Consider the following 23,831-nt stretch of genomic DNA (forward strand, 5'->3'; position numbering starts at 1 on the left):
GGACCTTAGGATAGGCTATCTACCCTTAGGGTAGACAAACTACCCGGCACTAGCCGGTGAGGAAGTCCAGGATCGCGGAGTTCACCGCGTCGGGACGCTCCAGGTAGCCGTAGTGGCCGCAGTCCGGCAACTCCACGTAGTTCGCGCCCGGGATGGCCTTGGCCACCTCGGCGGCCAGGTGCGGCGGCACCAACCGGTCGTCCGCGAACCCGACCGCCAGGCAGGGCAGGGTGATCCGGCCGTACGCCGCGAGCCGATCACCGAAATCGTCCAGATTCTGCTGCGCGCGCACGCCACGGCTCGTCTCCGCCTTGGAGAAGGCGAAGATGTCCAGCCAGTCCTGGGCCGCCATCTGATCGACCAGCGAGGCGGGCGAGAGGTTCAGCACCGCGGTGATCGCGGCCCGGTAGCTCGCGGGCAGCGTGATGCCCTGAGCGTCGAGCTCCCGCTCGCCCTCGGACAGCGCCTTCTGCAGCGCGACCCGGCGGCCGTGCGCGGCGAGGAAGACGGCCTTGCGAACCAGCTCGGGGCGCGCGAGCGCGAGTTCCTGCGCGACGCGGGCGCCGAGCGACGTGCCGATCACGTGGGCCGGTCCGCCGAGGTGCTCGATCAGCGCCGCGGTGTCCGCGACCATGTCCTCGATGGCGATGCCGTCCACGCACTCGTCGGTCGGGGCGATGCCACGGTTGTCGAAGGTGCACACGCGATACCCCGCCGCGAGCAGCGCCGGAACCTGGTGCAGGTCCCACACGCGACCGGGGCTGCCGGTCCCCATGATCAGGACGACCAGATCTCCTGAGCCTTTGACCTGGTAATTCAGCTGAATCCCATTGATCGTGGCGAGCGGCATCGACGAGCCTTTCTAGCGGGGAACCGGGACACGGTCCGACACCGTCGCTATGGATAGCCTAAGCTAGCCCCGCGTCGATCGTCTCGACGGCACATGCACGCGCTCGCCCCAGGAGGAACCTTGAGAGTCGCCACGCTCGGATACCAGACCTGGGGTCACCGTACCCTGCAGGCTCTTCTCGAATCCAAGCACGAGGTGGTCCTCGCGGTCACCCACCCCAAGAGCGAGCACGCCTACGAGCGAATGTGGGCCGATTCGGTCGCTGACCTCGCCACCGAGCACGGCGTGCCGGTGCACATCGCCAACAAGCCCGACGAGGATTTCAAGGCGGCCCTGAAGGCGGCCGACCCCGACATCATCGTGGCGAACAACTGGCGCACCTGGCTGCCCAAGGACGTGTTCGAGGCGCCCCGCTACGGCACCCTCAACATCCACGACTCGCTGCTGCCCAAGTACACCGGCTTCTCCCCGCTGATCTGGGCGCTGATCAACGGCGAGCCCGAGGTCGGCCTCACCGCACACCTGATGGACGAGGAGCTCGACGCGGGCGACATCGTGCTGCAGCGCACCACGCCGGTCGGCCCGAAGGACACGGTCACCGACCTGTTCCACCGCACCGTCGACATGATCGGCCCGATCACGGTCGACGCCCTCGACCTGATCGAGTCCGGCCGCACGGACTGGACCCCGCAGGACCGATCGCAGGCCACCTTCTTCCACAAGCGCGCCACGGAGGACAGCCGGATCGACTGGACCTGGCCTGCCGAGGTCATCGAGCGGCTGGTCCGGGCGCAGTCCGACCCCTACCCGAACGCGTTCACCCACTTCAAGGGCCAGCGCATCCGCGTCATCAAGTCCTCGGTGTCCAAGGGCTGCTACGGCGGCACCCCCGGCCGGGTCTTCATCCACGAGGGCGACGGCATGGTGATCGTCGCCGGACCCGACGCGTGGAACGGCCGCAACCGGGGCCTGTCAATCGAGCGCGTCCGCCTCGACGACGGCACCGAGATGACCGGCAAGGAGTTCTTCCCGCACGGCGGCGGCTACCTGAGCTGACGATCCCCGCAAGGTGACGGTCGTCACCGAGCGGTGTCGGGTGTGGGCAACCACACCATTTTTGCAGACCTCTGCAACTTTGCAGAGGTCTGCACTTTCCGTACCGTCGATGGGGTGAATCCGGAACTGCCCCTGCGCGACCGTAAGAAGGCCGCCACCCGACGGGCGCTGAGCGACGCCGCTGTCCGGCTCGCCAGATCCCTCGGCATCGACTGCGTGACGGCCGACGCCATCGCCTCCGACGCGGGCGTCTCCACGCGCACCTTTCACAACTACTTCCCGTCCAAGGAAGAGGCCATCCTCTATCGCTTCGAGACCGAAGTGACCGAGTGGGTGGAGCAACTGCGGGCCCGGCCGCGAGACGAGCCGATCTGGGACTCCCTCGAGCACATGTGCGTCGACGTCGTGATGGATCCCTCCCGCGACCTCGCCGAGACCTTCGCTGTGATGGCGCTGGTCGAGGACAGCCCCGCACTCCTGGCCCGTCAGCTCGAACTGCACGGACGCGTCTCCCGAATCCTGGGCGAGGCCATCGCCGAACGCACCGGGACCGACGTCGACACCGACCTGTACCCCAACCTCCTCCAGATGACGGTTGGAGCGGCCTGTAAATCGGCGATCGACCTATGGATGCAGGGCACCACCGACTACGACTCCCCTGGCGCCCTCGTCTCCGAGGCGTTCCGCCAGTTGCGCTCCGGCATCCCGCAGCCGGCTCTCCCCGCACAGCACTGACCGACCCGTCCCCACCTCGAATCGAAGGGTCCTCCATGGCCACCTATCTCTATCGGATCGGCAAGTTCGCCTATCGGCGAAAGGGCACGGTCCTGTCCGTCTGGCTCGTCCTGCTCGTCCTGATGGGCGTCGGCGCCGCGACCCTCTCCGGGCCGACCAACGACTCGGTCACGATCCCCGGGACGCCCGCGCAGCAGGCCCAGGATCTGATGGCCGAGCGCTTCCCGGCCGCGGGCAAGGACCCGTTCAACGCACTGAGCGCGCGATTCGTCTTCGCCGCCCCCGACGGTCAGCGGCTGGACACCCCCGCGAACGAGGCCGCCATGGACGCCGTGCTGACGCAGGTGCGCGGCATCGAACAGGTCGAGCCGGCCGCCAAGGCCGACCCCGCCACGCCGCCCGCCGAGGGTGAGCGCAGCTCGGCCCTGGTCAATCCCGTCGTCGCCAACGACGGCCTGATCGAGATGGTCACCCAGCAGGCCGCGGAGACCGGCAAGCCCCTCGAGCAGGCGCTCGCCGACGCGCAGGCGCTGTCCACGCTCAGCCCGGACGCGACCGTCGGCTACGTCGACGTCCCGTTCACCGGCGAGGCCGCCGATGTCACGGACGAACTGACCGCCCAGATCGACGCGGCCGCCCAGATCGGCCGCGACGCGGGGCTCAACATTCAGCTCAGCGGCAGCGCAGCGGAGGTCATGGAGGCCCCAGGCGGGACCACCGAGCTGATCGGCATGGCCGTGGCCGCGGTCGTCCTGATGATCACCTTCGGCTCGCTCGTCGCCGCCGGCCTGCCGCTGATCTCCGCGATCATCGGCGTCGGCATCGGCAGCCTCGGCATCACCATCGCCACCGGATTCACCGAGCTCGGGTCGATGACGCCGACCCTGGCCATCATGATCGGCCTCGCCGTCGCCATCGACTACTCGCTGTTCATCGTCTCGCGATTCCGGCACGAACTGACCGTCACCGACAACAAGGCCGAGGCCGCCGGGCGGGCCGTGGGCACCGCCGGGTCCGCGGTGGTGTTCGCCGGGCTGACGGTGATCATCGCGCTGGTCGCGCTGCGGGTGGTCGGCATCAAGTTCCTCACCGACATGGGCATGGCCGCCGGGTTCTCCGTGTTCATCGCGGTGCTCATCGCGCTGACCTTCCTGCCCGCAATGCTCGGCTTGTTCGGCACCAAGGTGTTCGCGGGCAAGATCCCGTTCGTCAAGGCCAAGGACCCGGAATCCGGCTCGCTGCAGCCGAGCCGGGCGATGCGCTACGCCAACTGGATCACGCGTGTTCCCCTCGTTCCCCTGATCGGCGGCGTGCTGTTGCTGGCCGTACTCGCCCTGCCCGCCGCCGGGCTGAAACTGGCCCTGCCCAGCCAGGCCACGGGCGACCCCGCCACCAGTGCGCGGCAGGCCTACGACCTGATCGACGAGGGCTTCGGCCCCGGCCGCAACGCTCCGCTCTTGGTCGTCGTCGATGCCCACGACGCCACGGTCCCGGCGAACCAGGCATTCGGCGACGTGGTCGCGAGCGTCGAGGCCCAGCCGGGCGTCACCAACGCCCAGGTCGTGGCGGTCAATCCGGCGGGTGACACCGCGCAGATCCTCGTCACCCCGGCAACCGGGCCGACCGATCCGCGGACCGTCGACTTGATGCAGGGCCTCCGCGACGGCGAGGCGAGCCTGCACGAGCAGATCGGCGTCAACTACGGCGTCACCGGGATGACCGCGCTGGAGACGGACGTCTCGGACCGGCTGCAGTCCGCCCTGATCCCGTACCTCGCGGTGGTCGTCGGGCTGGCGTTCGTGCTGTTGATGCTGGTGTTCCGGTCCATCCTGGTGCCGCTGACCGCCACCCTGGGCTTCCTGCTCTCCGTCGCGGCCACCTTCGGCGCCACGGTCGCGATCTTCCAGAACGGCTGGGGCGGGCTGATCGCGAACCCGCAGCCGCTGGTCAGCTTCATGCCGATCTTCCTGATCGGTGTGGTCTTCGGCCTGGCGATGGACTACCAGGTGTTCCTGGTGACCCGGATGCGCGAGGAGTACGTGCACGGCGCCTCCGCCAAGGACGCGATCACCATCGGGTTCACCCACGGGTCGCGGGTGGTCACCGCCGCCGCGCTGATCATGATCTCGGTGTTCGCCGCCTTCATCGCGGAGCCGAACTCGTTCATCAAGTCGATCGGCTTCGCCCTGGCCGCAGCGGTCTTCTTCGACGCCTTCGTGGTCCGCATGGTGATCATCCCGGCGGTGATGGCCCTGCTCGGCGACAAGGCGTGGTGGCTGCCGAAATGGCTGGACCGGATCCTGCCGAACGTCGACATCGAGGGCGAGAAGCTACAGCGGGAGCTGCCCGCGGAGCCGCTCCCCGAGGAGGAGAGGGCCGCTTCCCACTAAGGAAGGCGGACCCGAACAGGAGCGGAGCCTGCGGAGCGACCAGCCAACCCAGAACGCCGGCAGTGCAATTGCACTGCCGGCGTTCGCCGTACCTGCCACACTCAGGGCACCGAACTCCGAGCGAGAGGTACCGACGGTGGCATCGACGAGCCCGGGTTCGACCGACCGTCCAACGCACATCGTGCGCACCCCGCTGTTCTGGCTGGCCCCGATCGCGGCGGTCGCGGCGGTGATGTCACTGCTGGCCGGGCTGTACCTCGGCGGCATCCTCGACCCGCGCGGCAGCCTGCACGACTTCCCGATCGCGGTCGTCAACCAGGACGAGGGCGACGTCGCGCCCGGATCCGACGTGCGGCAGAACGTCGGTGACCAGATCGTCGACGGACTGGTCGCCGGGATCCCCACCGACAAGGTCGATCTCGAGCAGGTCGGGATCGGGACCGCGCAGTCGATGCTCGACTCCGCGGACGCGTACGGGGCGATCGTCATCCCCTCCGACTTCACCAAACGCCTGATGATCCTGGCCCAGGCCGGCGTCGTACCTGGCGACGTGGAACGGCCGGTGATCACCGTCTACACCAACCCGCGGGCGGGGACCTTCGGCGTCGGGATCGTCGAGGCGATCGCCGGCCCGGCGATGGCCACGGTGAACGAGACGATCGGGAAGCAGATCACCGAACAGGTGGAGTCCGCGGTCGCCGACACCCCGATCGCCGGGGCGGCCCGCCTCACGCTTGCCAGCCCGGTCGACGTGCTGACGGTGCCGCACAAGCCGCTCCCCGAGCACACCGGCAACGGGTTGTCCGCCTTCTACTACGCGCTGCTGGTGATCCTCGCCGGGTTCACCGGCGCGATGATCATCAACACCCTCGTCGACGGGATGCTCGGGTTCGCCCCGACCGAGTTCGGCCCCCGCTACGTGCACAATCCGGCGGCGGAGATCTCCCGGATGCGGACGCTCGCCGTCAAGTGGGGGGTCGTGGCCATACTCGCCCCGCTGGTGTCCGGCCTGTACGTGGGGATCGCGCACCTGCTGTCGATGCCGATGCAAAACGCCCTGGGCCTGTGGATGTACGGCAGCTTCGCGATCCTTGCCGTCGGAGTGACGGCGCTGTCGGTGCTGGCCACGTTCGGCACCGTGGGTCTGATCGTCAACCTGATCGTCTTCGTCGTCCTCGGGTTGCCGTCGGCCGGCGGTACCGTCCCGATCGAGGCCACCCCGCCGTTCTTCGGGTGGCTCGCCAGTTTCGAACCGATGCACCAGGTGTACCTGGGTGTCCGGTCCCTGCTGTATTTCGGCTCCGCCGGCGCGGCGGAGTTGACGCACGCGGTGACGATGACCGCGATCGGGTTGGCGATCGGCCTGGTCCTCGGCGCGACGGTGACGCTGCTCTACGACAAGAAGGGGTTCCACCGCGGGGCGGTCGGCCCCGCGGTGGGCTGACCCTACCTACCGGCCCGCCCAGGCCGACCACAGCTGCGCGTACCGCCCGCCTGCCGCGACGAGCTCGTCGTGGCTGCCCTGTTCGACGACCTCGCCGTGCTCGAGCACCAGCACCCGATCCGCGGTGGCCGCCTGGGTCAGCCGGTGCGCCACGACCAGCGTGGTGCGCCCCCGGGTCGCCGCCTCCGCCGCCACCTCGAGGTCCCGCGCGCCCGCGCTGCCCGCCTCGGCGGTGGCCTCGTCGAGGACCGCGACGGCCGGATCGGCCAGCACCAGACGGGCCAACGCCAGCTGCTGCGCCTGCGCCGCGGTCAGCGCGTGCCCACCCTCCCCGACCTCGGTGTCGAGCCCGTCCGCCAGTCCGTCCGCCCAGCCGAGCGCGCCGACGGTGTCCAGCGCCGCCCGCACCTGCTCGGCGGTCGCGTCCGGCCGCGCGAGGCGCAGGTCCTCGATCAGCGGGCCTGCGAAAACGTGCACCTCCTGGCTCACGATCACCACCTGCTCACGCAGTCCGTCGCCGAGCTCGGCCAGCGGGACCCCGCCGATCGACACCACGCCCGCCGTCGGCGTGACAGAGCCGGCCGCGATCGCCGCGACGGTCGTCTTGCCTGCGCCGGTCGAGCCGACCAGCGCCACCCGGGTCCCGGGTTCGATGCGAAGGTCGATGCCGCGCAACACCTCCCGGGATCCGTCGTAGCTGTGCCGGATCCCGGTCAGGCGCAGCTCGGCCGATTTCGGTACGGCCCCCGATGCGGGCGCGGTCGACGCGGGGATGTTCACCACGCCGACCAGTCGCGCCAGGCTGGCCCCGGCGGACTGCATCTCACCGAACGTGTACATCAGCATTCCGATCGGGTTGAACAGTCGGTGGAACAGCAGTGCGGCCGCGGTGGTCTCGCCGACGGTCACCAGATCGCCCTTCACCAGCGCGAAACCGACCACCAGGATCACCGACAGCCCGACGAACTCGGCCCGGTTGCCGCGGCCTGCGAACCGGGTGAACAAGGTGAACACCCCGGTCGCGATGTCACGGGCCTGCCCGGACGCGCGGTCGATCTCCGCCAGGTGCGCGTCCTCGAGCCCGTAGGCGCGGACCGTGCGCGCGCCCTGCATGCTGCTGATCAGCGCCTGGGAACGCTCCCCCATCGCCACCCGCTCCGCGGCGAACATCGGGCCCGACCGCGGCAGGTACCAGCGCAACGCGAGCGCGTACATCGGCAGCGCGACCGCGCCCGCCAGCCCGAGCCGCCAGTCGATGCCGAGCATCGCGATCATGCTCAGGGCCACCAGCAACACCGCCGAGACCAGGTTCGGCACCACGTCGGAGACGGCCTTGCCGATCACCGAGATGTCGTCGCCGACCCGGGACAGCAAGTCCCCCTTGCCCACCCGCTCGACCGTCGCGATCGGCAGGGTCAACGCACGCTCGACCGTCCGCTCCCGCAGCCGGGCGAGCATGCCCTCGCCGAGACGACTGATCAGCACGGAGCCCCAGCCCGCGAACAGACCGCCGAGCAGCGCGGCGACGGTGATCACCGCGACCACACCGACGATGATCTCGGTCGGCGCCTGCGCCCGCACCCGGTCGACCAGGATCCCGAACACGTAGATCGGCACCAGCGACACTGCCGCCCCGACCATCCCGACGCCGAGGGTGAACCCCGTCAACCGACGGTTGCGGGCGAACTCGGCCCGCAGCCACGCCCAGCTCTCCCCTGCCGTCGCGATCGGGAGCAGGGGCCGGGGCTCTGCGGTGACGCTCATCGCAGCACCACCTTTCGGTAGTTCTCGTCGGCCGCGGCGAGGGCGGCGTGCGTGCCCTCGCCGACGACGCGGCCCCCGTCGAGCACCAGCACCCGATCCGCGACCGCCAGCAGCGCGGGGCTGCTGGTGATCAACACGGTGGTGTGCACCCCGACGTCGCCGTCGTGCCGCAGGGTTGAAATGCCCTCCGCGATGGCCTGTTCGGTCACCGCGTCGACGGCCGTGGTCGGATCGTGCAGCACCAGCACCGGTGCCTGCGAGAGCAACGCCCTGGCCAGCGCCACCCGCTGCCGCTGTCCGCCGGACAGGCTCGCACCGCGGTCCGCGACGGGCAGGTCCAGCCCGTCAGGGTGCGCGTCGACGACGTCCACCGCTGCGGACGCGGCCAGTGCCCGACGTACCGCGGCGTCATCGGCGGCGGGACTGCCCGCCACCACGTTGGACCCGACCGTCCCCGCGAACAGGTCCGTGTTGTGCGGTTCCACCAGGACGGCACTGCGCGCCTGCGCCAGGTCGATCTCGGCCAGCCGCACACCGCCGACGGTCACGGTGCCGCCGTGGTCCTCGGGCGCGACGTGCCCGGACAGCAGGTGCGCGAGCGCCTCGGCGTCCTGCGGACGGTGCGCTAACACCCCCACCAGCTCGCCGGGGCGGGCGTGAAGGTCGAGGCCGCTCAGCGAGCGGTAGCTGACGTCGGCGAGTTCCAGCGCGACGGAAGACGGCAGGGCCTGCGACCCGGCGGGGACCATCGGGTCCGCGTCGAGCACCAGCGCGAGCCGGTCCGCGGAGGCCCTGGCGGTGGCGAGGAAGCCCGGCATCCGTGCCATGGTGCCGAGCGGCTCGATGATGAACTGGGACAGCCCGACCACGGTGATCAGTTCGCCCACCGAGATCCGGCCCTGCAGTGCGAACCAGCCGGCCACGCCCGCGACGCCAACCGCCAGCAGCGCGCTGACCGTCACCGAGGTCCCCACGAAGACGCCGGTGGCCTTGGCCGCGCGCAGGGTGGACCGCAGCGCGTCGGCGCTGGCCCCCCGGTAGCGCGCGGCAGCGGCCCGCTCCGCACCGAGACCGCGCAGCGGACGCAGCCCACTCACCAGGTCCGTTGCCATCCCGGAGGCGCGGGCGGTCGCCTCCTGCTGCGCGGTGGCGCGCCTGGTGATCAGCGGCGCCGCGAGCTGCATCAGGCCCAGGATGACCGGCGTGCCGATCAGGACGGCGAGGCCGAGCGGGACGTCGATCACCAGCAGGGTGACCGCGGAGGCCACGGCGGCGACCAGCGCCGCGACGATGCGCGGCAGCACATCGAGGATCCAGGCCTCCCGGTCCGCATCGGACGTCGAGACGGTGAGCAGTTCGCCCGAGCGCAGGTCCGTGCGCACTCCCCTGGGGTGCAGGATCCGCCCGGCGACCTCTACCCGGAGCAGGTGCGCCTCGCGCTGCATCGCGAACACGATGAATCGGGCGCCCGTGCGCCAGGCCGCCGTGAGGACGAGGAACAGCACCGCGAGCCCCACCACGGAGACGACGAGCGACGGGGTGTCCCCGGTGGCGATGGCCCGGTCCACGATGACGCCGATCGCGATCGGCACCAGCGTCTCGGCGATCTGGTGCACGGCGAGCAGCGCCGTACCGACCGTGAGCCTGCCGCGGTTCCGTGCGACGGTCCGCCGCAGAATCCCGGCACCGCCGCCGCGCGCAGATTTGCGCCCCATCAAGCCTCCCCATGATGTGCGGCGATCCACCGCCGCTGAAGTTAGTACACCCTAACTGACGTGGAAGTAGCGCCGGACAGCCCGGTTCTCATAGAGTCGCGGACAAGTACGACCTGCCGCAGCACGCGTACTCCGCCCGAGAGGAACAAGCGACATGGCCGCGAATACGACCGCCGAGAACGACATCGCCGACGAGGAGCTCGAGCCCGTAGCGGACGAGACCGCGCGTCAGGCACAACGAGTTGTCGCGGCATATGCGACGGACGCCGACGAATGTCGGATGCTGCTGTCTATGCTCGGGATCGGCCCCTCGGCCAAGATCGACTAGTCAGCCGGCGCCGGCCGCGGCCGCGGCGGCATCCGAACAAAGGATGACTGTGGGCTCCGCCTCGGAATTTGTTGTCGTTGCCAACCGGTTGCCCGTCGATCTCGAGACCCTGCCCGACGGCAGTACCAGGTGGAAGCGCAGCCCGGGCGGCCTCGTCACCGCGCTCGAGCCGATCCTTCGCGGCAAGAAGGGCGCCTGGGTCGGATGGCCGGGCGTCCCGGACACCGACCTGGGCCCCATCGTCGAGGACGGCATCGAACTGCACCCCGTGCGCCTGAGCGCGCAGGAGGTCGCCGACTACTACGAGGGCTTCTCCAACGCCACCCTGTGGCCGCTCTACCACGACGTGATCGTCAAACCGGTGTACGACCGCTGCTGGTGGAACGCGTACGTCGAGGTGAACCGGCGGTTCGCCGAGGCCACCTCGGCCGCCGCCGCGCACGGCGCGACGGTGTGGATCCAGGACTACCAGCTTCAGCTGGTGCCGAAGATGCTGCGGATGCTGCGCCCGGACCTGACCATCGGGTTCTTCCTGCACATCCCGTTCCCCCCGGTCGAGCTGTTCATGCAGATGCCGTGGCGGCGGGAGATCGTCGAGGGCCTGCTCGGCGCCGACCTGATCGGCTTCCACCTGCCCGGCGGCGCGCAGAACTTCCTGTACCTGGCCAGGCGGCTGGCCGGCCAGCCGACGTCGCGCGGCAACGTCGGGGTCCGGTCCAAGCTCGGCGTCGTGCAGGTCGGCTTCCGCAATGTGCGGGTCGGGGCGTTTCCGATCTCCATCGACTCGGGCCAGCTCGACGAGCTGTCCCGCAAGAAGTCGATCCGCGACCGTGCCAAGCAGATCCGCAAGGAGCTCGGCAACCCGGACAAGATCATGCTCGGCGTGGACCGGCTGGACTACACCAAGGGAATCGACGTCCGGCTCAACGCGATTCGCGAGCTGCTCGAGGAGGGCCGGATGGATCCGGCCCAGAACATCATGATCCAGCTGGCGACCCCCAGCCGCGAGCGGGTCGAGAGCTACATCCAGATGCGCGGCGACATCGAGCAGCAGGTCGGCCGGATCAACGGCGAGTTCGGTCAGGTCGGTCGGCCCGTCGTGCACTACCTGCACCGGCCGATCCCCCGTGAGGAGCTGATCGCCTTCTTTGTCGCCGCCGACGTCATGTTGGTGACCCCGCTCCGGGACGGCATGAACCTCGTCGCGAAGGAGTACGTGGCCTGCCGCAGCGACCTCGGCGGGGCGTTGCTGCTCAGCGAGTTCACCGGCGCCGCAGCCGAATTGCGTCAGGCATATCAGGCCAACCCGCACGACCTGGACGGCGTCAAGGACGAGATGGTCGCGGCGCTCACCCAGGATCGCGAGGCGGGCCGCCGCCGGATGCGCGCGATGCGCCGTCAGGTGCTCGCACACGACGTGGACCGCTGGGCCAAGTCGTTCCTCAACGCGCTGGCGCGGGACTCGGTGGCCGGCGGTGCGCTGCTCGGCGACGAGCTCAAGGCATAGGCGCTGCGCGCCCGTGCGCGGTTAGCGGGTCTGTAGACCCGCCAAACGCGCACGGGCAGCGCAGCTGCCTTAGATCGGGGTGAGCCGGCCGGTCAGCCAGCGGTCGCCGTCCTTGTGCATCTCCATCCGCACCCGGCTACCGGTGGTGGCCGCGTCGGGGGTGTCGGCGCTCGTCGTGATCTGGTTGAGGAACAGCAGCACGACGGCGTCGTCGGGGTCGGCCGAGACGACGGAGCTGCCCTGCACCGTGACCTGCACGGTGAGCTTCTTCTCCTTCGCGCCCGGCGCGATCACTTCCGCCACCAGCGTGTTGTAGTCGTCCTTGAACGACCCGGTCAGGCCGTCCGCAGCCTTGGCGAGGTCGTTGTCCACGGTGTTGTAGTCGTAGGACAGCATCGCCACCGCCTGCTCGCCCGCCGCCGCCACCGAGTCGGTGCGCGCCTGCTCGCTGCGGTTGTCCTGGAGGTGCTGATAGAACAGCACCCCGACACCCGCGGCCAGGGCGACAACGAGTGCCGCCGCCACCGCGACGAGCGCGGTGCGACCGGCGTTCCTGGGCGCGCCCTGCGCTGCACCCTTCTCCGCTGCCGTGTCGGTGACCTGCTCGGTCGACTTGTCTTCGCTCATGGCACAAACTCCACCTTCGACGCCGTCATGCGGTCGCCGTCGTCCGTCACCGTCACGCGCATCCGGAAGTCGCGAGGACCCGACTGGGACTGATCCGGCGTGGTCACATTGGCTCGCGCCGCGACCAGCACCTTCGCGCTGTCGCCGTCCTCGCTCTCGAGACCGGCCTCGATGATCTGGCCCTCGGTGGTGACCGAGGCCTCCTTCACGACGCTGACGAACGGGTCCTGCCTGCCGTCGAACTCCGCCTTGAAGTCGCCGCTCGCGCCAGCGAGGATGCGCTCGACGTCCTCCTTGGCGGTCTCCGGACGGATCGTGGTCAGGTTCAGCACGGTCTGCCGGGCGGTCTGCACGAAGGCGTTCCGCTTGGCGTCGCGGTCGTTGGCCGCGTTCCTGTCGATCAGCAGCACGATCCCGGCCACGAGCAGGGCCAGCACCAGCAGGCCCGCGACAGCCATCGCGACGGTCGGGCGCCTGCGGCCGGGGGTGGCCTCGGCTGCCTCGGCGCCCTCAACGGCGGTCGACTCGGCCTCGACCTCGACCGAATCCGTGGTCCGATCCGCGTCGACGGTCTCGTCCGCCACCACCGCGGGCGACTCGGTCTTCTCTTCGACCGGGGGCCCTGCGCTGCGGCTCGCCCGCCTGCGGGGAGCCGGCTTGTTCTCGGCCGTCAGCCCTGCTGACCTGTCATCATCGTCTGCCACGTCGACTCCTTTCCGGACGAGTCCCCCGACGCCAACGCCGGTTGGGTGTACAACCGGCCGTCGGGGCCGGTGTACTTGCCCGTCTTGGGGTCGTACGGCCGCGCCGTCACCGGCGCCTCCACCGACTCGCCATAGGAGCTGGGAACTGTCGTGTACGAGGGTACATTCGGCGGCATGACCGGGCCGTTGGGCGGGTTGTTGCCCAGCGGGACGTAGCCGGTGCGGCACTCAGCCGGGGTCGGTGCGCGCCTACCGGGGAACTCCATGCAGGGGCTGTTCCTGGCGCCGCGCACGGTCGTGGGATCGTCCTGCGCCACCCGGCAGAACATGCCGGGCGGGGTGTCCGGCGTCGACACTTCGTTGCCGGGACGCCACTGATCGCCGGGGAGGAACCCGGTGGTGCACGGCGGCGGGTCGTTCACCTCCATCGCGAAGTTCACGATCGCACCCTCGTCCCGGGGACCCGAAAGCGCGATCGTCATCAGCGCGGCGGTGATCGGCGGGTACAGCACCAGGATCTGCTCGATGCTCTTGTTGTAGATCACCCCGACCTCGCCGACGCTCACCAGGTTGGCGAGCAGCAGTGGCAGCGTCGGCTTCAGGTCCTGGAAGAGCGCATTGGCCTCCGCAGCGGTGCCAGGGCCCTTCTGCAGAATCGCCCGCAGGTCCGGGTCGCTGGCGCGCAGCTGATCGGAGAACGTCACCAGATTCTTGGTCCAGGACCGGATCGCGTCGCTGCTGACCACCTGGGTATCGAGCAGCGGGCCGACCTGATCGATCAGCGTCAGCGTCGCGTCGGAGTTGGCGTTGGCCTCCTGGACGAACAGCCGCGCCGAGTCGATGAGCTGCTGCAACTCGGGCCCGGAACCGTTGAACGCCTTGAACGCCTCGTCGACCACCAATTTCAGCCGGGTGTTCGAGACGCTCTTGACCAGGGTGTCCGCCTGGTCGAGCAGCGCACCGACATCCTGCGGCACCGACGACCGGTCCACGGGAATGACGTCTCCGTCGGACAGGTACGGCTCGGAATCCTCGCGCGGGATCAGGTCCACGTACTGCTCGCCGACCGCGGACACGCTCTTGATCTCGGCGTCCACATCGGCGGGGATCTTGTACTTGCTGCCGATGGACAGCTTCGCGTCCACCCCGGACTCGGTGAGCACCACCTCGTCGACGGTGCCCACGTTGGTTCCGCGGTAGGCGACGTTGGCGTGCGGGTAGAGGCCGCCCGTGGACGGCAGTTCGACGGTGACGTCGTACCGTCCGATCCCGAAGAGCGCCGGGAGTTGGACGTACTGCGTCGCCATCACGGTCAACCCGACCACAGTGAGGATCGAGAAGATGACCAGCTGAACGCGGACGAACTTCGACAGCATCATGGCTTGGGCGCTCCTAGCTGCGGAAGGCCGGGGATCTGCGGGAGCTGGATCTGCGGAAGTCCGGGAATCGACGGTGCGGGCGCCGCGGCCGGCTTGGCTGCGGGCTTCGGGGCTGGGCTCTGTAGCGGGTTCGTCGACTGCCCGGCCACGCCCGCTGTCTTGCCGAGCGCACCCTCGATGCCGCCGAGCGTGCCGCCCAGGCCCGTGCCGGTGAGGAAGTTCGTGTCCAGCCGCTTCTGGGTCAGGTCGACGGTCATCATCAGGTTCGCGTAGTCCCCCCGGATCACCTGGTCCAGGTTCTTCAACGGGAACGGGTAGGTGAGCATGATCTGCAGCGACTCCGTGAGCGCATTTCCCGTGCCTGCCAGCTGATTGAGCAGCGGCACCAGCGAGTGCAGGTTCGCCTTGAGGTCGTCGCCGCTCTCGTTGATAACCCGGGTCGCGGTGCTACTGAAGTTCCCCAGAGCGATGAGGGCATCGGTCAGGTTCTGTCGCTGGCCGACCAGCACCTCGAGGGCGGGCGGGATGCCGTCGAGCGCGGCGGTGAGCGTCGCGGTCTGCTGGTTGACGGTGGTCGACAGCCGGTCCAGGCCCTCCATCGCGGTGATGATCTCGCCGCGCTGACGGTCCAGGCTGCCGACCAGCTGGTCGAGCTGCGGCAGCAGGTCGCGGATCGAGTCCTCGCGTCCGACAAGGCCCGCGTTGAGTTCCCTTGTGATGTCGTTGATCTGAGCCAGTCCACCGCCGTTGAGGACGACAGACAACGAGGACAGCGTCTGCTCAGTGGTGGGGTACGCCCCAGCCCGCGCCATCGGGATCACGTCGCCGTCGGAAAGCGTGCCCTCCGGGGCGATCCCGACCGGCGGCGCCAACTCCAGGTGCTGCGAGCCGAGGAGGCTGGTCTGGCCGATCTTCGCGGTCGCGTTCGCCGGCAGTTCGACGTCCTCGTTCAGCGAGACGGTGACCACCGCGTGCCAGTTCTGCACCTCGATGTCCTCGACCGCACCGACCGTGACGTCGTCCACCCGCACCGGCGAGTTCTCCGCCAGGGTGGTCACGTTCGGCATCTCGATCTGCACTGAGTACGCGCCGTCCCCGCCGCCCTGGGTGCCGGGCATGGGAACCGAGTTCAACCCCGTCCACTCGCACCCGGTGAGGGCGAGCGTCAGGCCGAACGCGATCGATCCGAGCGCGACCGTGCGGTAGCTGCTGCTGCTGCGTGTCATCGGCCACCTCCAGGCTTGAGCAAGGACTCGAGATCCTTGGGCACGTTGATCGTCGGCAGGCCGCCGAGCGGGCCGGCGACGGGCTTGGCCGGCGCCTTGGCGGACCGCGCCGGGATCTGGTTCTCCAGGCTCGGCGGGCTGAAGGTGAGCTGGTCCGGCATGGCCGCGACTCCGGTGGCCGGGTTGGTCAGGATGCCGGGGTAGTTCATCGCCACCGAGTTCAGCACCGGCCCAAGGAATTCCTTGCACAGCTCCGCGCTGCGGTCCGATTCGTTGCTCTCGAGTCCCTCGATCATGCCGCAGACCATATTGATGGGGTTGTTCGCGTTGGCGCCCGCGAGGACGCCGGTAATCGAACCCGCAGCCGGCTGATACACGTTGTTGAAGTTCGCCAGCGCGTTCGGCGCGATATGCAGCGCCAGTTCGAGCTCCGGCCGCTTCTGCGCCAGCACCTGGGTCGCGTCGGCGAGCCGCTGCACGGACTCGGTCAGACCGGCCCGGTTGTCGCTGACGAACCGCTGCACGTCGCCCATTGCCACGTTGAGATCGCTCAACGCCACCCCGAGCTCGTCGGTGTTGTCGGCGAGCACCTCGGACACCGACGCGAGCCGGCCGCTGAACTGCACGATCTGCTGGTTACTGGCGGACAGCGCCGAGACGAAGGTCTGCAGGTTCCTGATCGTGGAGAACAGATCCGTGCGGCCCTGCGAAAGGGTGTGCATCGTGGCGGAGAGCTCACGCAGGGTGGCGCGGATGCTGTCGCCGTTGCCCTCGAGGTTGTCGGCTGCGGTGTCGATGAACCGGCCGAGCGAGCCCTGGTCGGCGCCCCCCTCCGGTCCGAGCGCGGTGGAGAGCTTGGAGAGCTCCGCCTTGATCTCGTCCCACTCGACCGGAACGGCCGTGCGCTCCAACGGGATCTCGGCGTCGTCACCCATCGTTGCGCCACCGGTGAACACCGGCGTCAGCTGGATGAAGCGGGCCGCCACCAGGCTCGGCGCCACGATGATCGCCTTGGCGTCGGCCGGGATGTCGATGCCCGAGTCGACGTCCATCTCGACCTTCGCATTCTCGCCCTCGGGATCGATGCTGGCGATCTTGCCCACCGTCACGCCGAGTACCCGCACGTCGTCGCCCGCGTAGATGCCGGTCGTCGTCGGGAAGTACGCGGTGATCCGGTTCTTCCCGAGCCCGGGGAACAGGAACAGGGTTCCCGCCACCAGCGCGGCGATCACCACCGCCGCTGCGCCACCGCGCAGCAGCCACTTCTTGCGGTCGGTCATCGGGGCGCTCACCGGTTCGGGTCCACGGGCGTGACGACCGGCGGCTTGACCAAGTTCTGCAGGTCCTTCTGCGCGTGCTCCGGCCAGACCAGCGAGTCGGTGAGTGCCTGGGTCATGGCGCCGACGCTGAAGTTCGCCACGTACGCCATGAAGAACGGTCCGCTGCCGACGGATTCGCCGAGCGCGCTCGCGTAGGGACCCAGCCCGTCGAGGGCCTTCCCGATGTTCTCCTTGTTCTCCTGCAGCACCGCCACCACCGAATTCAGCTTCTCCAGAGTCGGTTTCATTTGTTCCTGGTTGTCCTGCACCAGCCCGGAGAGCTGGCGGGACACCGCGGAGGTGTTCACGATCAGCTCGCTGATCGCGTTCCGGCGACGGTCGAGCTCGCCCAGCAGCTGATTACCGTCGAGGATCAGGGAGTTGATCTGGTCGCTCCGGGTCGCCAGGATTCCGGTCACGCTCTCCGCCCGGGAGAGCAGCTCGCGCAGGCTCTCGTCCCGCGAATTGATGCTCGCCGAGAGCCTGGTCATCCCGGACAGCGCGGTCCGCAGCTCGGGCGGGGTGTCCGCCAGCGTGTCGGACATCGCGTTCAGCGAGTTGTTGAGCTGATCGGTGTCGAGCTCGGACACGGACTTCGACAGGTCGCCGAGCGCGTCGTTGAGCGAGTACGGGGAGTTGGTGCGCTCCAAGGGAATCGTCTCGGACTTGCGCAGGGTGCCGCCGCCAGAGGGTGTGACCTTGAGCGACTTGCGGCCGAGGATGGTGTTGGTCTTGACCGCGGCGCTCGTCTCGTCGCCGAGGGCGATCCCGTCCTGGACGGTGAAGGTGACCAGCACCTGCGGTCCGTCCAGGTCGATCTTGTCGACGGTGCCGACGTTGACACCCGAGACGGTGACTTTGTCGCCGGTCATCAGTCCGCCTGCATCGGCGAAGTGCGCGGTGTACTGGCCGCCGCCGGAGATGAAGGGCAGCTGGTCGTATTGCAGGCCGGCCACCACCAGCGCGCCTGCAACGGCGAGGCCGATGATCCCGATCTGGACGGGGTCTCTTTCGCGAGGCTTCGTCATTTGAACGCACACCTCCCGGTGGTCTGTTTCGGGACCCAGGGCATTTCCACCCGCAGGTCCTTGCCGTCCGGCCCGGAGAACTTCAGATTCACGCTGCAGGTATAGAACTGGAAGAACCCGCCGTACGCGCCCACCCGGATCAGCTTCTTGTATGCCCCGGGCAGCTCCCCGAGCACCCAGTCGAGGTCGGCCTTACCCAGGTCGAGCTGGGTCGCGACGCGGCCCGTCTCGACGATGGTGGACTGCAGATCCGGCCGCGCGCCCTGCAGGAGCTCCGCGAGATCCCCTGTGGCGGTGGCGATCTGCGGGATCGCGTTGCCGATCGGATCCTTATCCTTGGCGAGCCCGCTGACCAGCTGCTGAAGCTGATCGATCGTGGTGGAGAACTGGTCGCCCTTGTCGTTGATCGTGCCGAGCGTGGTGTTGAGGTTGGTGATCACCTCACCGATCAACTCGTCCCGGTCGGCCAGCGTGGAGGTGAAAGAGCTGGTGCTGCCGAGCAGCGACACCAGCGTGCCGCCCTGCCCCTGGAAGACCTGCAGCAGCGCGCCGGAGAGGTCGTTGACCTGCTCAGCGTCCAGGCCTTTCAGCAGCGGCTTGAACCCGCCGAGCAGCAGATCGAGATCGAGCGCGGGCGAGGTCTGCTCCTCCGGGATGGTCCCGCCGTCGCCGAGCTGTTCCATCGAGCCGGCACCCTCGAGCAGCTCGAGGTACCGGTCGCCGACCAGGTTCTCGTACCGCACGGTCGCCCTGGTGCTCTTGAACAGCTCGTACTGGCTGTCGACATTGAAGTCGACCTCGGCGAGGTTGTCCCCCGAGACGGCCACGCCCGTCACCGCACCGACCGGCACGCCTGCGATGCGCACCTTGTCGCCGGGCTTGACACCGGAGGAATCGGTAAACTGTGCCTGGAAAGAATCCGAGCTGCTGAAACGGTACTGGCTGAACACGATCGCCAGTCCGGCGAAGATCAGCGTCATCACCGTGGTGAAGATCAGCAGTTTGACGGTGGTCGGCCGCATCACTTCCCCCCGTCCGGGTTGACGCCCGCGTACAGCAACTGGAAGACCTTGGGCATGTTCGTGCTCACCTTCGTCGACGGCACGTACGGAACCGTCGCGGTGTCGGCGACGAGGAAGTTCGCGTTTCCGTCGCGCTTCGGGTCGAAGTTCGGCATGCCTGCGCAGTTCGGTCCGCCCGTCGCGTTCACCTTCGGCAGGTCCTTCGGGTAGGTGTACGGCTCGACGCCGTACACGAAGCTCGTGCTCAGCGCGACGCCCGGCTGCAGACCACCGAAGATCTCGTTGGCGGCGGGAACCGTCTTCTGCAGCGCGACGAGCATGCAGGCGAGGGACGGCGAGTACTCGGCGAGCACTTCGGTCGTCGGCTTGAGGTCCGACAGCGACTTCGTCAGGTTTGGCTCGTTCTCGGTGACCACGCCGTTCGCGTTGTTCGCCAGCCCGGTCACGTTCATCAGCAGCAGGTCCAGGTTCGCCTGCTCGTCGACGATGGAGCCGCTGGTCGCGGTCGCGTTGTCGAGCAGTCGCATCAGGTTCGGCGTGACGTCCGCGTAGACGTTGGTCACCGTCGAGGCGGCCGCCAGATCGCGCTGCAGCTGTGGCAGTGCGGGATTCATCTTCTTCAGGTACTGGTCGCTCTCGGCCAGCAGCTGTCCGAGCTCGTCGCCGCGTCCGTTGAGTGCCTCGGAGATCGCGCCGAGGGTGGCGTTCAGCTTCTCCGGCTCGATCTGCTGCAGCAACGTCGAGAGGTTCTCGAACAGGGTGTTGAACTCGACCGTCACCGAGTCAGCGGCGATGGTGGTGCCTGCCGCCAGCGAGCTGGACGACGGATTCTTCGGCACCACGAAGTTGACGTACTTGGCGCCGAACACGGTGGTGGACTTGATCTCCACCTGTGCGTTCGACGGGATCAGGTGCAGGTACGACGGATCCATCGCCAGCTCGAGCTGGGCCTGGTCACCGTCCTGCCCGATCGACTCGACGCGGCCGACCTGGACGCCGCGCATCTTCACCTTGGCGTCGGGGTCCATCACCAGACCGGCACGGTCGGCGGTCACCGTCACCGGCTCGCTGTCGGTGAAGCCGCCGGAGAACATGGTCAGCGCGACGGCCGAGATCGCGACCAGGCTACCGGCCATGACCAGCGCCGCGGTCTTCTTCTTCCACGTGGAATCGGTCATTCGCGCTATCCCGAGAGGTTGAAGTTGCCGGACCCGCCGTAGATGGCGAGCGAGATGAGCAGGGTGACGGTCACGACCGCGATCAGCGAGGTGCGCACCGCGTTACCGACGGCCACGCCCACGCCGACCGGGCCGCCGCTGGCGTTGTACCCGTAGTAGGTGTGGATGAGCATGATTGCCAGCGCCATCACGATCGCCTGGGCGAACGACCACAGGATGTCCGTTGGTATCAGGAACGTCGAGAAGTAGTGGTCGTAGACGCCAGGCGACTGCCCGTAGATGACGACGGTCGCGAACCGGCTGGCGATGAAGGACGCGACCACGGCCAGCGCGTAGAGCGGGACGATCGCGATCATGCCCGCCATCACGCGGGTGCTCACCAGGTACGGGATCGACGGGATCGCCATCACCTCGAGCGCGTCGATCTCCTCGGTCACCCGCATCGCGCCGAGCTGGGCGGTCGAGCCTGCCCCGATGGTCGCGGCGAGCCCGATGCCCGCGATGACCGGCGCCGCGATGCGCACGTTGATGAAGGCCGCGAAGAAGCCGGTCAGCGCCTCGACGCCGATGTTGCCGAGCGAGCTGTAGCCCTGGACGGCGATGGTGCCGCCCGCGAAGAGGGTGAGGAATCCGACGATCACGACGGTGCCACCGATGACGGCGAGCGCGCCGGTGCCCATGCTGATCTCGGCGATCAGCCGGATCGTCTCTTTCCGGTAGTGGACGAGGGCGCGGGGCGCCCAGGCCACCGCCCGCCAGTAGAACAGCGCCTGCTCACCGATGCCGTCGATCGAGTGGGAGACCTTGCCCATTCGCTTCCTGGTCCCCCGGAAGCGCCCTGTCAGCGCGAGTGCCATCCCGTCACCCCGCCGTCAGCTTGATACCGACGGCGGTGACCAGGACGTTCACCACGAATAGTGCCATGAAGGCGAAGACGACCGTCTGGTTCACCGCGTCACCGACACTCTTTGCGCCACCCTTTACGTTGAGCCCGAGGAAGCAGGCGACCAGTCCGGCGATCATGCCGAACAACCCGGCCTTGAGCTGCGAGAGCATCAGCTCACCGAAACCGGTGAGCAGCGTGAGCCCGTTGACGAAGGCGCCGGGGTTCGCGTCCTGCAGGAAGACCGAGAACATGAAGCCGCCGACGATGCCGATGGTGCTCACCAAGCCGTTGAGGAGCAGCGCGACCGCCGTCGAGGCGAGAACCCGCGGCACCACCAGCCGGTGGATCGGGTTGATACCGAGCACCTTCATCGCGTCGATCTCTTCGCGGATCGTTCGCGCGGCGAGGTCGGCGCAGATCGCGGTGGCACCCGCACCTGCCACGATCAGCACGGTGACCATCGGCCCCACCTGGGTGACCGCGCCGAGCGCCGTGCCCGCGCCGCTGAGGTCGGCCGCGCCGATCTCGCGCAGCAGGATGTTGATCGTGAAGACCACCAGCACGGTGAACGGGATGGCGACGAGCACCGTCGGCACCATCGACACCCGGGCAACGAACCAGGCCTGGTCTATGAATTCGCGGTGCTGGAAGGGCCGCCGGCCCATTTCCTTGAAGGTTTCCCCCGCCATCGCGAAGAAGCCGCCCACGGCGCGCAGCGGCACCAGAAGGAGGTCGTCCATCGTGCCTCCTCGTCAGTGTTCTCGCGCAGGGCGTCGCGGGGGGCAACTGGAATCCCCCCGGACGCCTGTGATCCAGGTCATACTAACTAGAACGTGTTCACCTGTCAAAGGTGTTCGCCTCCGGACGCATCGATGCTGGTCAACTCGTACCGCCGGGAGAGCGGACCCGGCGGCACTGGACTCGCGTTCAGCGAGTCCGAGCCGGCCCGGTTCGGCGCGACCGGAGCCGCGTGCTCGGAGACCACCTCCGAGCACGCGGCATCCGGCCACGTTGACTCCCTTTGTCTTTCATCACTCAGGTGCATTGTGAAACCCGATGGTCATCGACGACGACATCGAGTATCCACACAAGTGCGAAGGTTCTCCCCCACGCTCGTTCGGCCACTCGGGCGCTCGCCGCGACCACTCCGGGATTCGTCCCCACCCCACCCGGACACGCGGAAATCTAGAACACGTACTCACTGCATTGGAGCAGGTCAAAACCCCACACCGGAGACCATCTTCACCCAGCCGAACTATCTGCGGGACGAAATCCGGGCGTTTCTCTCCGATCAGCCGAGCGATTTGACCGCAGCGGTCGCCGCGAACATCCTCGCCGGGTCGCGCCCCTCGAAGTAGCCACCGAGCGAGTCCGCGAGGCCCTCGGGGCTCCACACGGTGTCCGGCGAATCGAAGCGCTGCTCCACGACCGGTGCGGCCATCAGCGCCACCATCGGCCCGTAGACGATGAAGACCTGGCCGTTGATGGCGTCGGCAGCGGGCGAGGCCAGGTACGACACCAGGTTCACGACATGCTCGGGCGAGAGCGGGTCGGTGCCGTCCGCGGGGGCGTCGCCGAAGACGTTCTCGGTCATCGCCGTGCGCGCCCGCGGGCAGATCGCGTTGGCGCGGACGCCGTAGCGCTCGAGCCCGCGCGCGGCGGACAGGGTGAGCGCGGTGATGCCCGCCTTGGCCGCACCGTAGTTCGGCTGCCCGGCCGGGCCGAGCAGGCCCGCTTCGGAGGACGTGTTGATCAGGCGGCCGTAGACCGGCGCCCCGGCCGCCTTCGACTCCGCCCGCCAGTGCACCGCCGCGTTGCGGCACAGCAGGAAATGGCCGCGCAGGTGAACCTTGAGAACCAGATCCCAGTCCTCGTCGGACATGCTGAAGAGCATCTTGTCCCGGACGATGCCCGCGTTGTTGACCACGATGTCGACGCCGCCGGCCTGCTGAGCGGCCTCCATCAACGCGTCGGCCGTGGCGCGCTCGCCGATGTCGCCCGCGACGAACACCGCCTTGCCGCCGAGGGTCGCGATCTCGTCGAGGACCGCATCGGCGTTCTCGTTGGCCACCAGATCGTTGATGACGACATTCGCGCCCGCCCTGGCGAGGCCGAGCGCCTCCGCCTTGCCGAGACCCGACGCGCCACCGGTCACGATTGCGACCTTGCCGTCCAGACTTACCTCGCGACTAGTCAAACTCACCACTGCCTTCGTGATTCGAATGCGGCCCCCAGAGCGGGTTCCGCCGCCACATCCGTGACGGCGCTCACTCTAGAACGTGTTCCTATTTGCGGCAAGGACAGTTAGCGCTCGATGGTCAGCGCCGCGCGCGGGCACTGGGCGACCGACTCCTCCATCTTGGCCACCGAATCGGCATCGTCGCCGGGCTGCGTGATCACCAGCTCGTCGTCGTCCGTCAGATCGAAGATGTCGGGCGCGATACCCACGCAGACACCGTTCGCCTCACAGCGATCCCTATCGACCTTGACCTCCATGAATGAACCTCACTTCTCGTTCGAATCGACGTCTGCGGCACGCGGGACTATGGGCTGGACCCGCGGGCAGATCCAGCATAAGACTAGAACCCGTTCCACTCCTGTGCAATGATGCGAAAAACCCGTAGTGACGGGCCGAAAACACGTCTCGCGCACGCCACCAATCGCAACGAGATG

The 23,831-nt window shown here is 68.4% G+C and carries 21 protein-coding genes; 6 read left to right on the top strand and 15 right to left on the bottom strand.

Annotation, left to right across the window (positions count from 1 at the left end):
- Window positions 1-49: 49 nt before the first annotated feature.
- Window positions 50-850: an alpha/beta fold hydrolase gene (locus tag ACFXMV_RS16415; protein ID WP_378503338.1), complete on the bottom strand. Its 801-nt coding sequence runs from the start codon at window positions 848-850 to the stop codon at window positions 50-52.
- 120 nt (window positions 851-970) lie between these two features.
- On the opposite strand from ACFXMV_RS16415, the gene ACFXMV_RS16420 reads away from it, so the two are divergent.
- The 4 genes from ACFXMV_RS16420 to ACFXMV_RS16435 all read left to right on the top strand — a co-directional run bounded on the left by ACFXMV_RS16420 (window position 971) and on the right by ACFXMV_RS16435 (window position 6,475).
- Window positions 971-1,906, top strand: coding sequence for a methionyl-tRNA formyltransferase (locus ACFXMV_RS16420; RefSeq protein WP_378501391.1), 936 nt, complete (start codon window positions 971-973; stop codon window positions 1,904-1,906).
- Window positions 1,907-2,020: 114 nt separating this feature from the next.
- Window positions 2,021-2,641, top strand: coding sequence for a TetR family transcriptional regulator (locus ACFXMV_RS16425; RefSeq protein WP_378501390.1), 621 nt, complete (start codon window positions 2,021-2,023; stop codon window positions 2,639-2,641).
- A gap of 35 nt (window positions 2,642-2,676) precedes the next feature.
- Entirely contained in the window at window positions 2,677-5,031 is a 2,355-nt protein-coding gene (locus ACFXMV_RS16430; protein WP_378501389.1) for an MMPL family transporter, read from the top strand.
- A gap of 232 nt (window positions 5,032-5,263) precedes the next feature.
- Window positions 5,264-6,475: a YhgE/Pip domain-containing protein gene (locus tag ACFXMV_RS16435; RefSeq protein ID WP_378498668.1), complete on the top strand. Its 1,212-nt coding sequence runs from the start codon at window positions 5,264-5,266 to the stop codon at window positions 6,473-6,475.
- A gap of 6 nt (window positions 6,476-6,481) precedes the next feature.
- Here ACFXMV_RS16435 and ACFXMV_RS16440 read toward each other — a convergent pair whose 3' ends face one another.
- Together ACFXMV_RS16440 and ACFXMV_RS16445 are read right to left on the bottom strand one after the other, a co-directional pair.
- Window positions 6,482-8,239: an ABC transporter ATP-binding protein gene (locus ACFXMV_RS16440; RefSeq protein ID WP_378498663.1), complete on the bottom strand. Its 1,758-nt coding sequence runs from the start codon at window positions 8,237-8,239 to the stop codon at window positions 6,482-6,484.
- Window positions 8,236-9,954 carry an ABC transporter ATP-binding protein gene (locus ACFXMV_RS16445; protein ID WP_378498664.1) on the bottom strand — a complete coding sequence of 573 codons (1,719 nt, stop codon included), beginning with the start codon at window positions 9,952-9,954 and terminating at the stop codon, window positions 8,236-8,238. The genes ACFXMV_RS16440 and ACFXMV_RS16445 overlap by 4 nt, the downstream gene beginning before the upstream one ends.
- Window positions 9,955-10,108: 154 nt before the next feature.
- Between ACFXMV_RS16445 and ACFXMV_RS16450 the strand changes: the two genes are divergently transcribed.
- The gene (locus tag ACFXMV_RS16450; RefSeq protein WP_378498665.1) at window positions 10,109-10,282 is read left to right on the top strand and encodes a hypothetical protein; all 174 of its coding nucleotides are present in this window, start codon (window positions 10,109-10,111) and stop codon (window positions 10,280-10,282) included.
- On the top strand, window positions 10,209-11,789 hold the full coding sequence (locus tag ACFXMV_RS16455) for a trehalose-6-phosphate synthase (protein ID WP_378503339.1): 1,581 nt from the start codon (window positions 10,209-10,211) through the stop codon (window positions 11,787-11,789). Before ACFXMV_RS16450 ends, ACFXMV_RS16455 begins: the two co-directional genes overlap by 74 nt.
- Before the next feature lie 69 nt (window positions 11,790-11,858).
- Here the strand turns inward: ACFXMV_RS16455 and ACFXMV_RS16460 are convergent, their stop codons facing one another.
- From ACFXMV_RS16460 to ACFXMV_RS16515, 12 genes are all read right to left on the bottom strand, one after another.
- Complete coding sequence (locus tag ACFXMV_RS16460) at window positions 11,859-12,416, bottom strand: h domain protein (RefSeq protein ID WP_378499633.1); 558 nt, start codon at window positions 12,414-12,416, stop codon at window positions 11,859-11,861.
- Window positions 12,413-13,120 carry a hypothetical protein gene (locus ACFXMV_RS16465; RefSeq protein WP_378499634.1) on the bottom strand — a complete coding sequence of 236 codons (708 nt, stop codon included), beginning with the start codon at window positions 13,118-13,120 and terminating at the stop codon, window positions 12,413-12,415. The genes ACFXMV_RS16460 and ACFXMV_RS16465 overlap by 4 nt, the downstream gene beginning before the upstream one ends.
- Window positions 13,087-14,499, bottom strand: coding sequence for an MCE family protein (locus ACFXMV_RS16470; protein ID WP_378499635.1), 1,413 nt, complete (start codon window positions 14,497-14,499; stop codon window positions 13,087-13,089). The genes ACFXMV_RS16465 and ACFXMV_RS16470 overlap by 34 nt, the downstream gene beginning before the upstream one ends.
- Window positions 14,496-15,725 carry an MCE family protein gene (locus tag ACFXMV_RS16475; protein WP_378499636.1) on the bottom strand — a complete coding sequence of 410 codons (1,230 nt, stop codon included), beginning with the start codon at window positions 15,723-15,725 and terminating at the stop codon, window positions 14,496-14,498. Before ACFXMV_RS16475 ends, ACFXMV_RS16470 begins: the two co-directional genes overlap by 4 nt.
- Window positions 15,722-17,005 carry an MCE family protein gene (locus ACFXMV_RS16480; RefSeq protein WP_378499642.1) on the bottom strand — a complete coding sequence of 428 codons (1,284 nt, stop codon included), beginning with the start codon at window positions 17,003-17,005 and terminating at the stop codon, window positions 15,722-15,724. Before ACFXMV_RS16480 ends, ACFXMV_RS16475 begins: the two co-directional genes overlap by 4 nt.
- A gap of 8 nt (window positions 17,006-17,013) precedes the next feature.
- Window positions 17,014-18,072 (bottom strand): MCE family protein, encoded by a 1,059-nt coding sequence (locus ACFXMV_RS16485; protein ID WP_378499637.1) that lies wholly within the window; start codon window positions 18,070-18,072, stop codon window positions 17,014-17,016.
- Window positions 18,069-19,094, bottom strand: a complete 1,026-nt coding sequence (locus ACFXMV_RS16490) for an MCE family protein (RefSeq protein ID WP_378499638.1) — start codon at window positions 19,092-19,094, stop codon at window positions 18,069-18,071. The genes ACFXMV_RS16485 and ACFXMV_RS16490 overlap by 4 nt, the downstream gene beginning before the upstream one ends.
- The gene (locus ACFXMV_RS16495) at window positions 19,094-20,272 is read right to left on the bottom strand and encodes an MCE family protein (RefSeq protein WP_378503340.1); all 1,179 of its coding nucleotides are present in this window, start codon (window positions 20,270-20,272) and stop codon (window positions 19,094-19,096) included. The genes ACFXMV_RS16490 and ACFXMV_RS16495 overlap by 1 nt, the downstream gene beginning before the upstream one ends.
- Window positions 20,273-20,277: 5 nt before the next feature.
- On the bottom strand, window positions 20,278-21,129 hold the full coding sequence (locus ACFXMV_RS16500; RefSeq protein ID WP_378499640.1) for an MlaE family ABC transporter permease: 852 nt from the start codon (window positions 21,127-21,129) through the stop codon (window positions 20,278-20,280).
- Between the two features lie 4 nt (window positions 21,130-21,133).
- Window positions 21,134-21,898: an MlaE family ABC transporter permease gene (locus tag ACFXMV_RS16505; RefSeq protein ID WP_378499641.1), complete on the bottom strand. Its 765-nt coding sequence runs from the start codon at window positions 21,896-21,898 to the stop codon at window positions 21,134-21,136.
- Window positions 21,899-22,449: 551 nt separating this feature from the next.
- On the bottom strand, window positions 22,450-23,355 hold the full coding sequence (locus ACFXMV_RS16510) for a 3-oxoacyl-ACP reductase (RefSeq protein ID WP_378501114.1): 906 nt from the start codon (window positions 23,353-23,355) through the stop codon (window positions 22,450-22,452).
- A 107-nt stretch (window positions 23,356-23,462) separates the two neighbouring features.
- Entirely contained in the window at window positions 23,463-23,654 is a 192-nt protein-coding gene (locus ACFXMV_RS16515) for a ferredoxin (RefSeq protein WP_378501113.1), read from the bottom strand.
- Window positions 23,655-23,831: the final 177 nt, after the last annotated feature.

Origin of the sequence: Rhodococcus sp. NPDC059179, assembly GCF_042754885.1 — a bacterium.
Taxonomy (GTDB): Bacteria; Actinomycetota; Actinomycetes; order Mycobacteriales; family Mycobacteriaceae; genus Rhodococcus_G.

What these genes read in the sequence shown, in the direction of transcription:
- ACFXMV_RS16495 (WP_378503340.1), bottom strand. Translation starts at nt 20,272, where the DNA reads ATGACCGATTCCACGTGGAAGAAGAAGACCGCGGCGCTGGTCATGGCC.
- ACFXMV_RS16415 (WP_378503338.1), bottom strand. Translation starts at nt 850, where the DNA reads ATGCCGCTCGCCACGATCAATGGGATTCAGCTGAATTACCAGGTCAAA.
- ACFXMV_RS16445 (WP_378498664.1), bottom strand. Translation starts at nt 9,954, where the DNA reads ATGGGGCGCAAATCTGCGCGCGGCGGCGGTGCCGGGATTCTGCGGCGG.
- ACFXMV_RS16435 (WP_378498668.1), top strand. Translation starts at nt 5,264, where the DNA reads ATGTCACTGCTGGCCGGGCTGTACCTCGGCGGCATCCTCGACCCGCGC.
- ACFXMV_RS16440 (WP_378498663.1), bottom strand. Translation starts at nt 8,239, where the DNA reads ATGAGCGTCACCGCAGAGCCCCGGCCCCTGCTCCCGATCGCGACGGCA.
- ACFXMV_RS16485 (WP_378499637.1), bottom strand. Translation starts at nt 18,072, where the DNA reads ATGACGAAGCCTCGCGAAAGAGACCCCGTCCAGATCGGGATCATCGGC.
- ACFXMV_RS16500 (WP_378499640.1), bottom strand. Translation starts at nt 21,129, where the DNA reads ATGGCACTCGCGCTGACAGGGCGCTTCCGGGGGACCAGGAAGCGAATG.
- ACFXMV_RS16480 (WP_378499642.1), bottom strand. Translation starts at nt 17,005, where the DNA reads ATGACCGACCGCAAGAAGTGGCTGCTGCGCGGTGGCGCAGCGGCGGTG.
- ACFXMV_RS16515 (WP_378501113.1), bottom strand. Translation starts at nt 23,654, where the DNA reads ATGGAGGTCAAGGTCGATAGGGATCGCTGTGAGGCGAACGGTGTCTGC.
- ACFXMV_RS16490 (WP_378499638.1), bottom strand. Translation starts at nt 19,094, where the DNA reads ATGCGGCCGACCACCGTCAAACTGCTGATCTTCACCACGGTGATGACG.
- ACFXMV_RS16450 (WP_378498665.1), top strand. Translation starts at nt 10,109, where the DNA reads ATGGCCGCGAATACGACCGCCGAGAACGACATCGCCGACGAGGAGCTC.
- ACFXMV_RS16470 (WP_378499635.1), bottom strand. Translation starts at nt 14,499, where the DNA reads ATGATGCTGTCGAAGTTCGTCCGCGTTCAGCTGGTCATCTTCTCGATC.
- ACFXMV_RS16505 (WP_378499641.1), bottom strand. Translation starts at nt 21,898, where the DNA reads ATGGACGACCTCCTTCTGGTGCCGCTGCGCGCCGTGGGCGGCTTCTTC.
- ACFXMV_RS16475 (WP_378499636.1), bottom strand. Translation starts at nt 15,725, where the DNA reads ATGACACGCAGCAGCAGCAGCTACCGCACGGTCGCGCTCGGATCGATC.
- ACFXMV_RS16455 (WP_378503339.1), top strand. Translation starts at nt 10,209, where the DNA reads ATGCGACGGACGCCGACGAATGTCGGATGCTGCTGTCTATGCTCGGGA.
- ACFXMV_RS16430 (WP_378501389.1), top strand. Translation starts at nt 2,677, where the DNA reads ATGGCCACCTATCTCTATCGGATCGGCAAGTTCGCCTATCGGCGAAAG.
- ACFXMV_RS16460 (WP_378499633.1), bottom strand. Translation starts at nt 12,416, where the DNA reads ATGAGCGAAGACAAGTCGACCGAGCAGGTCACCGACACGGCAGCGGAG.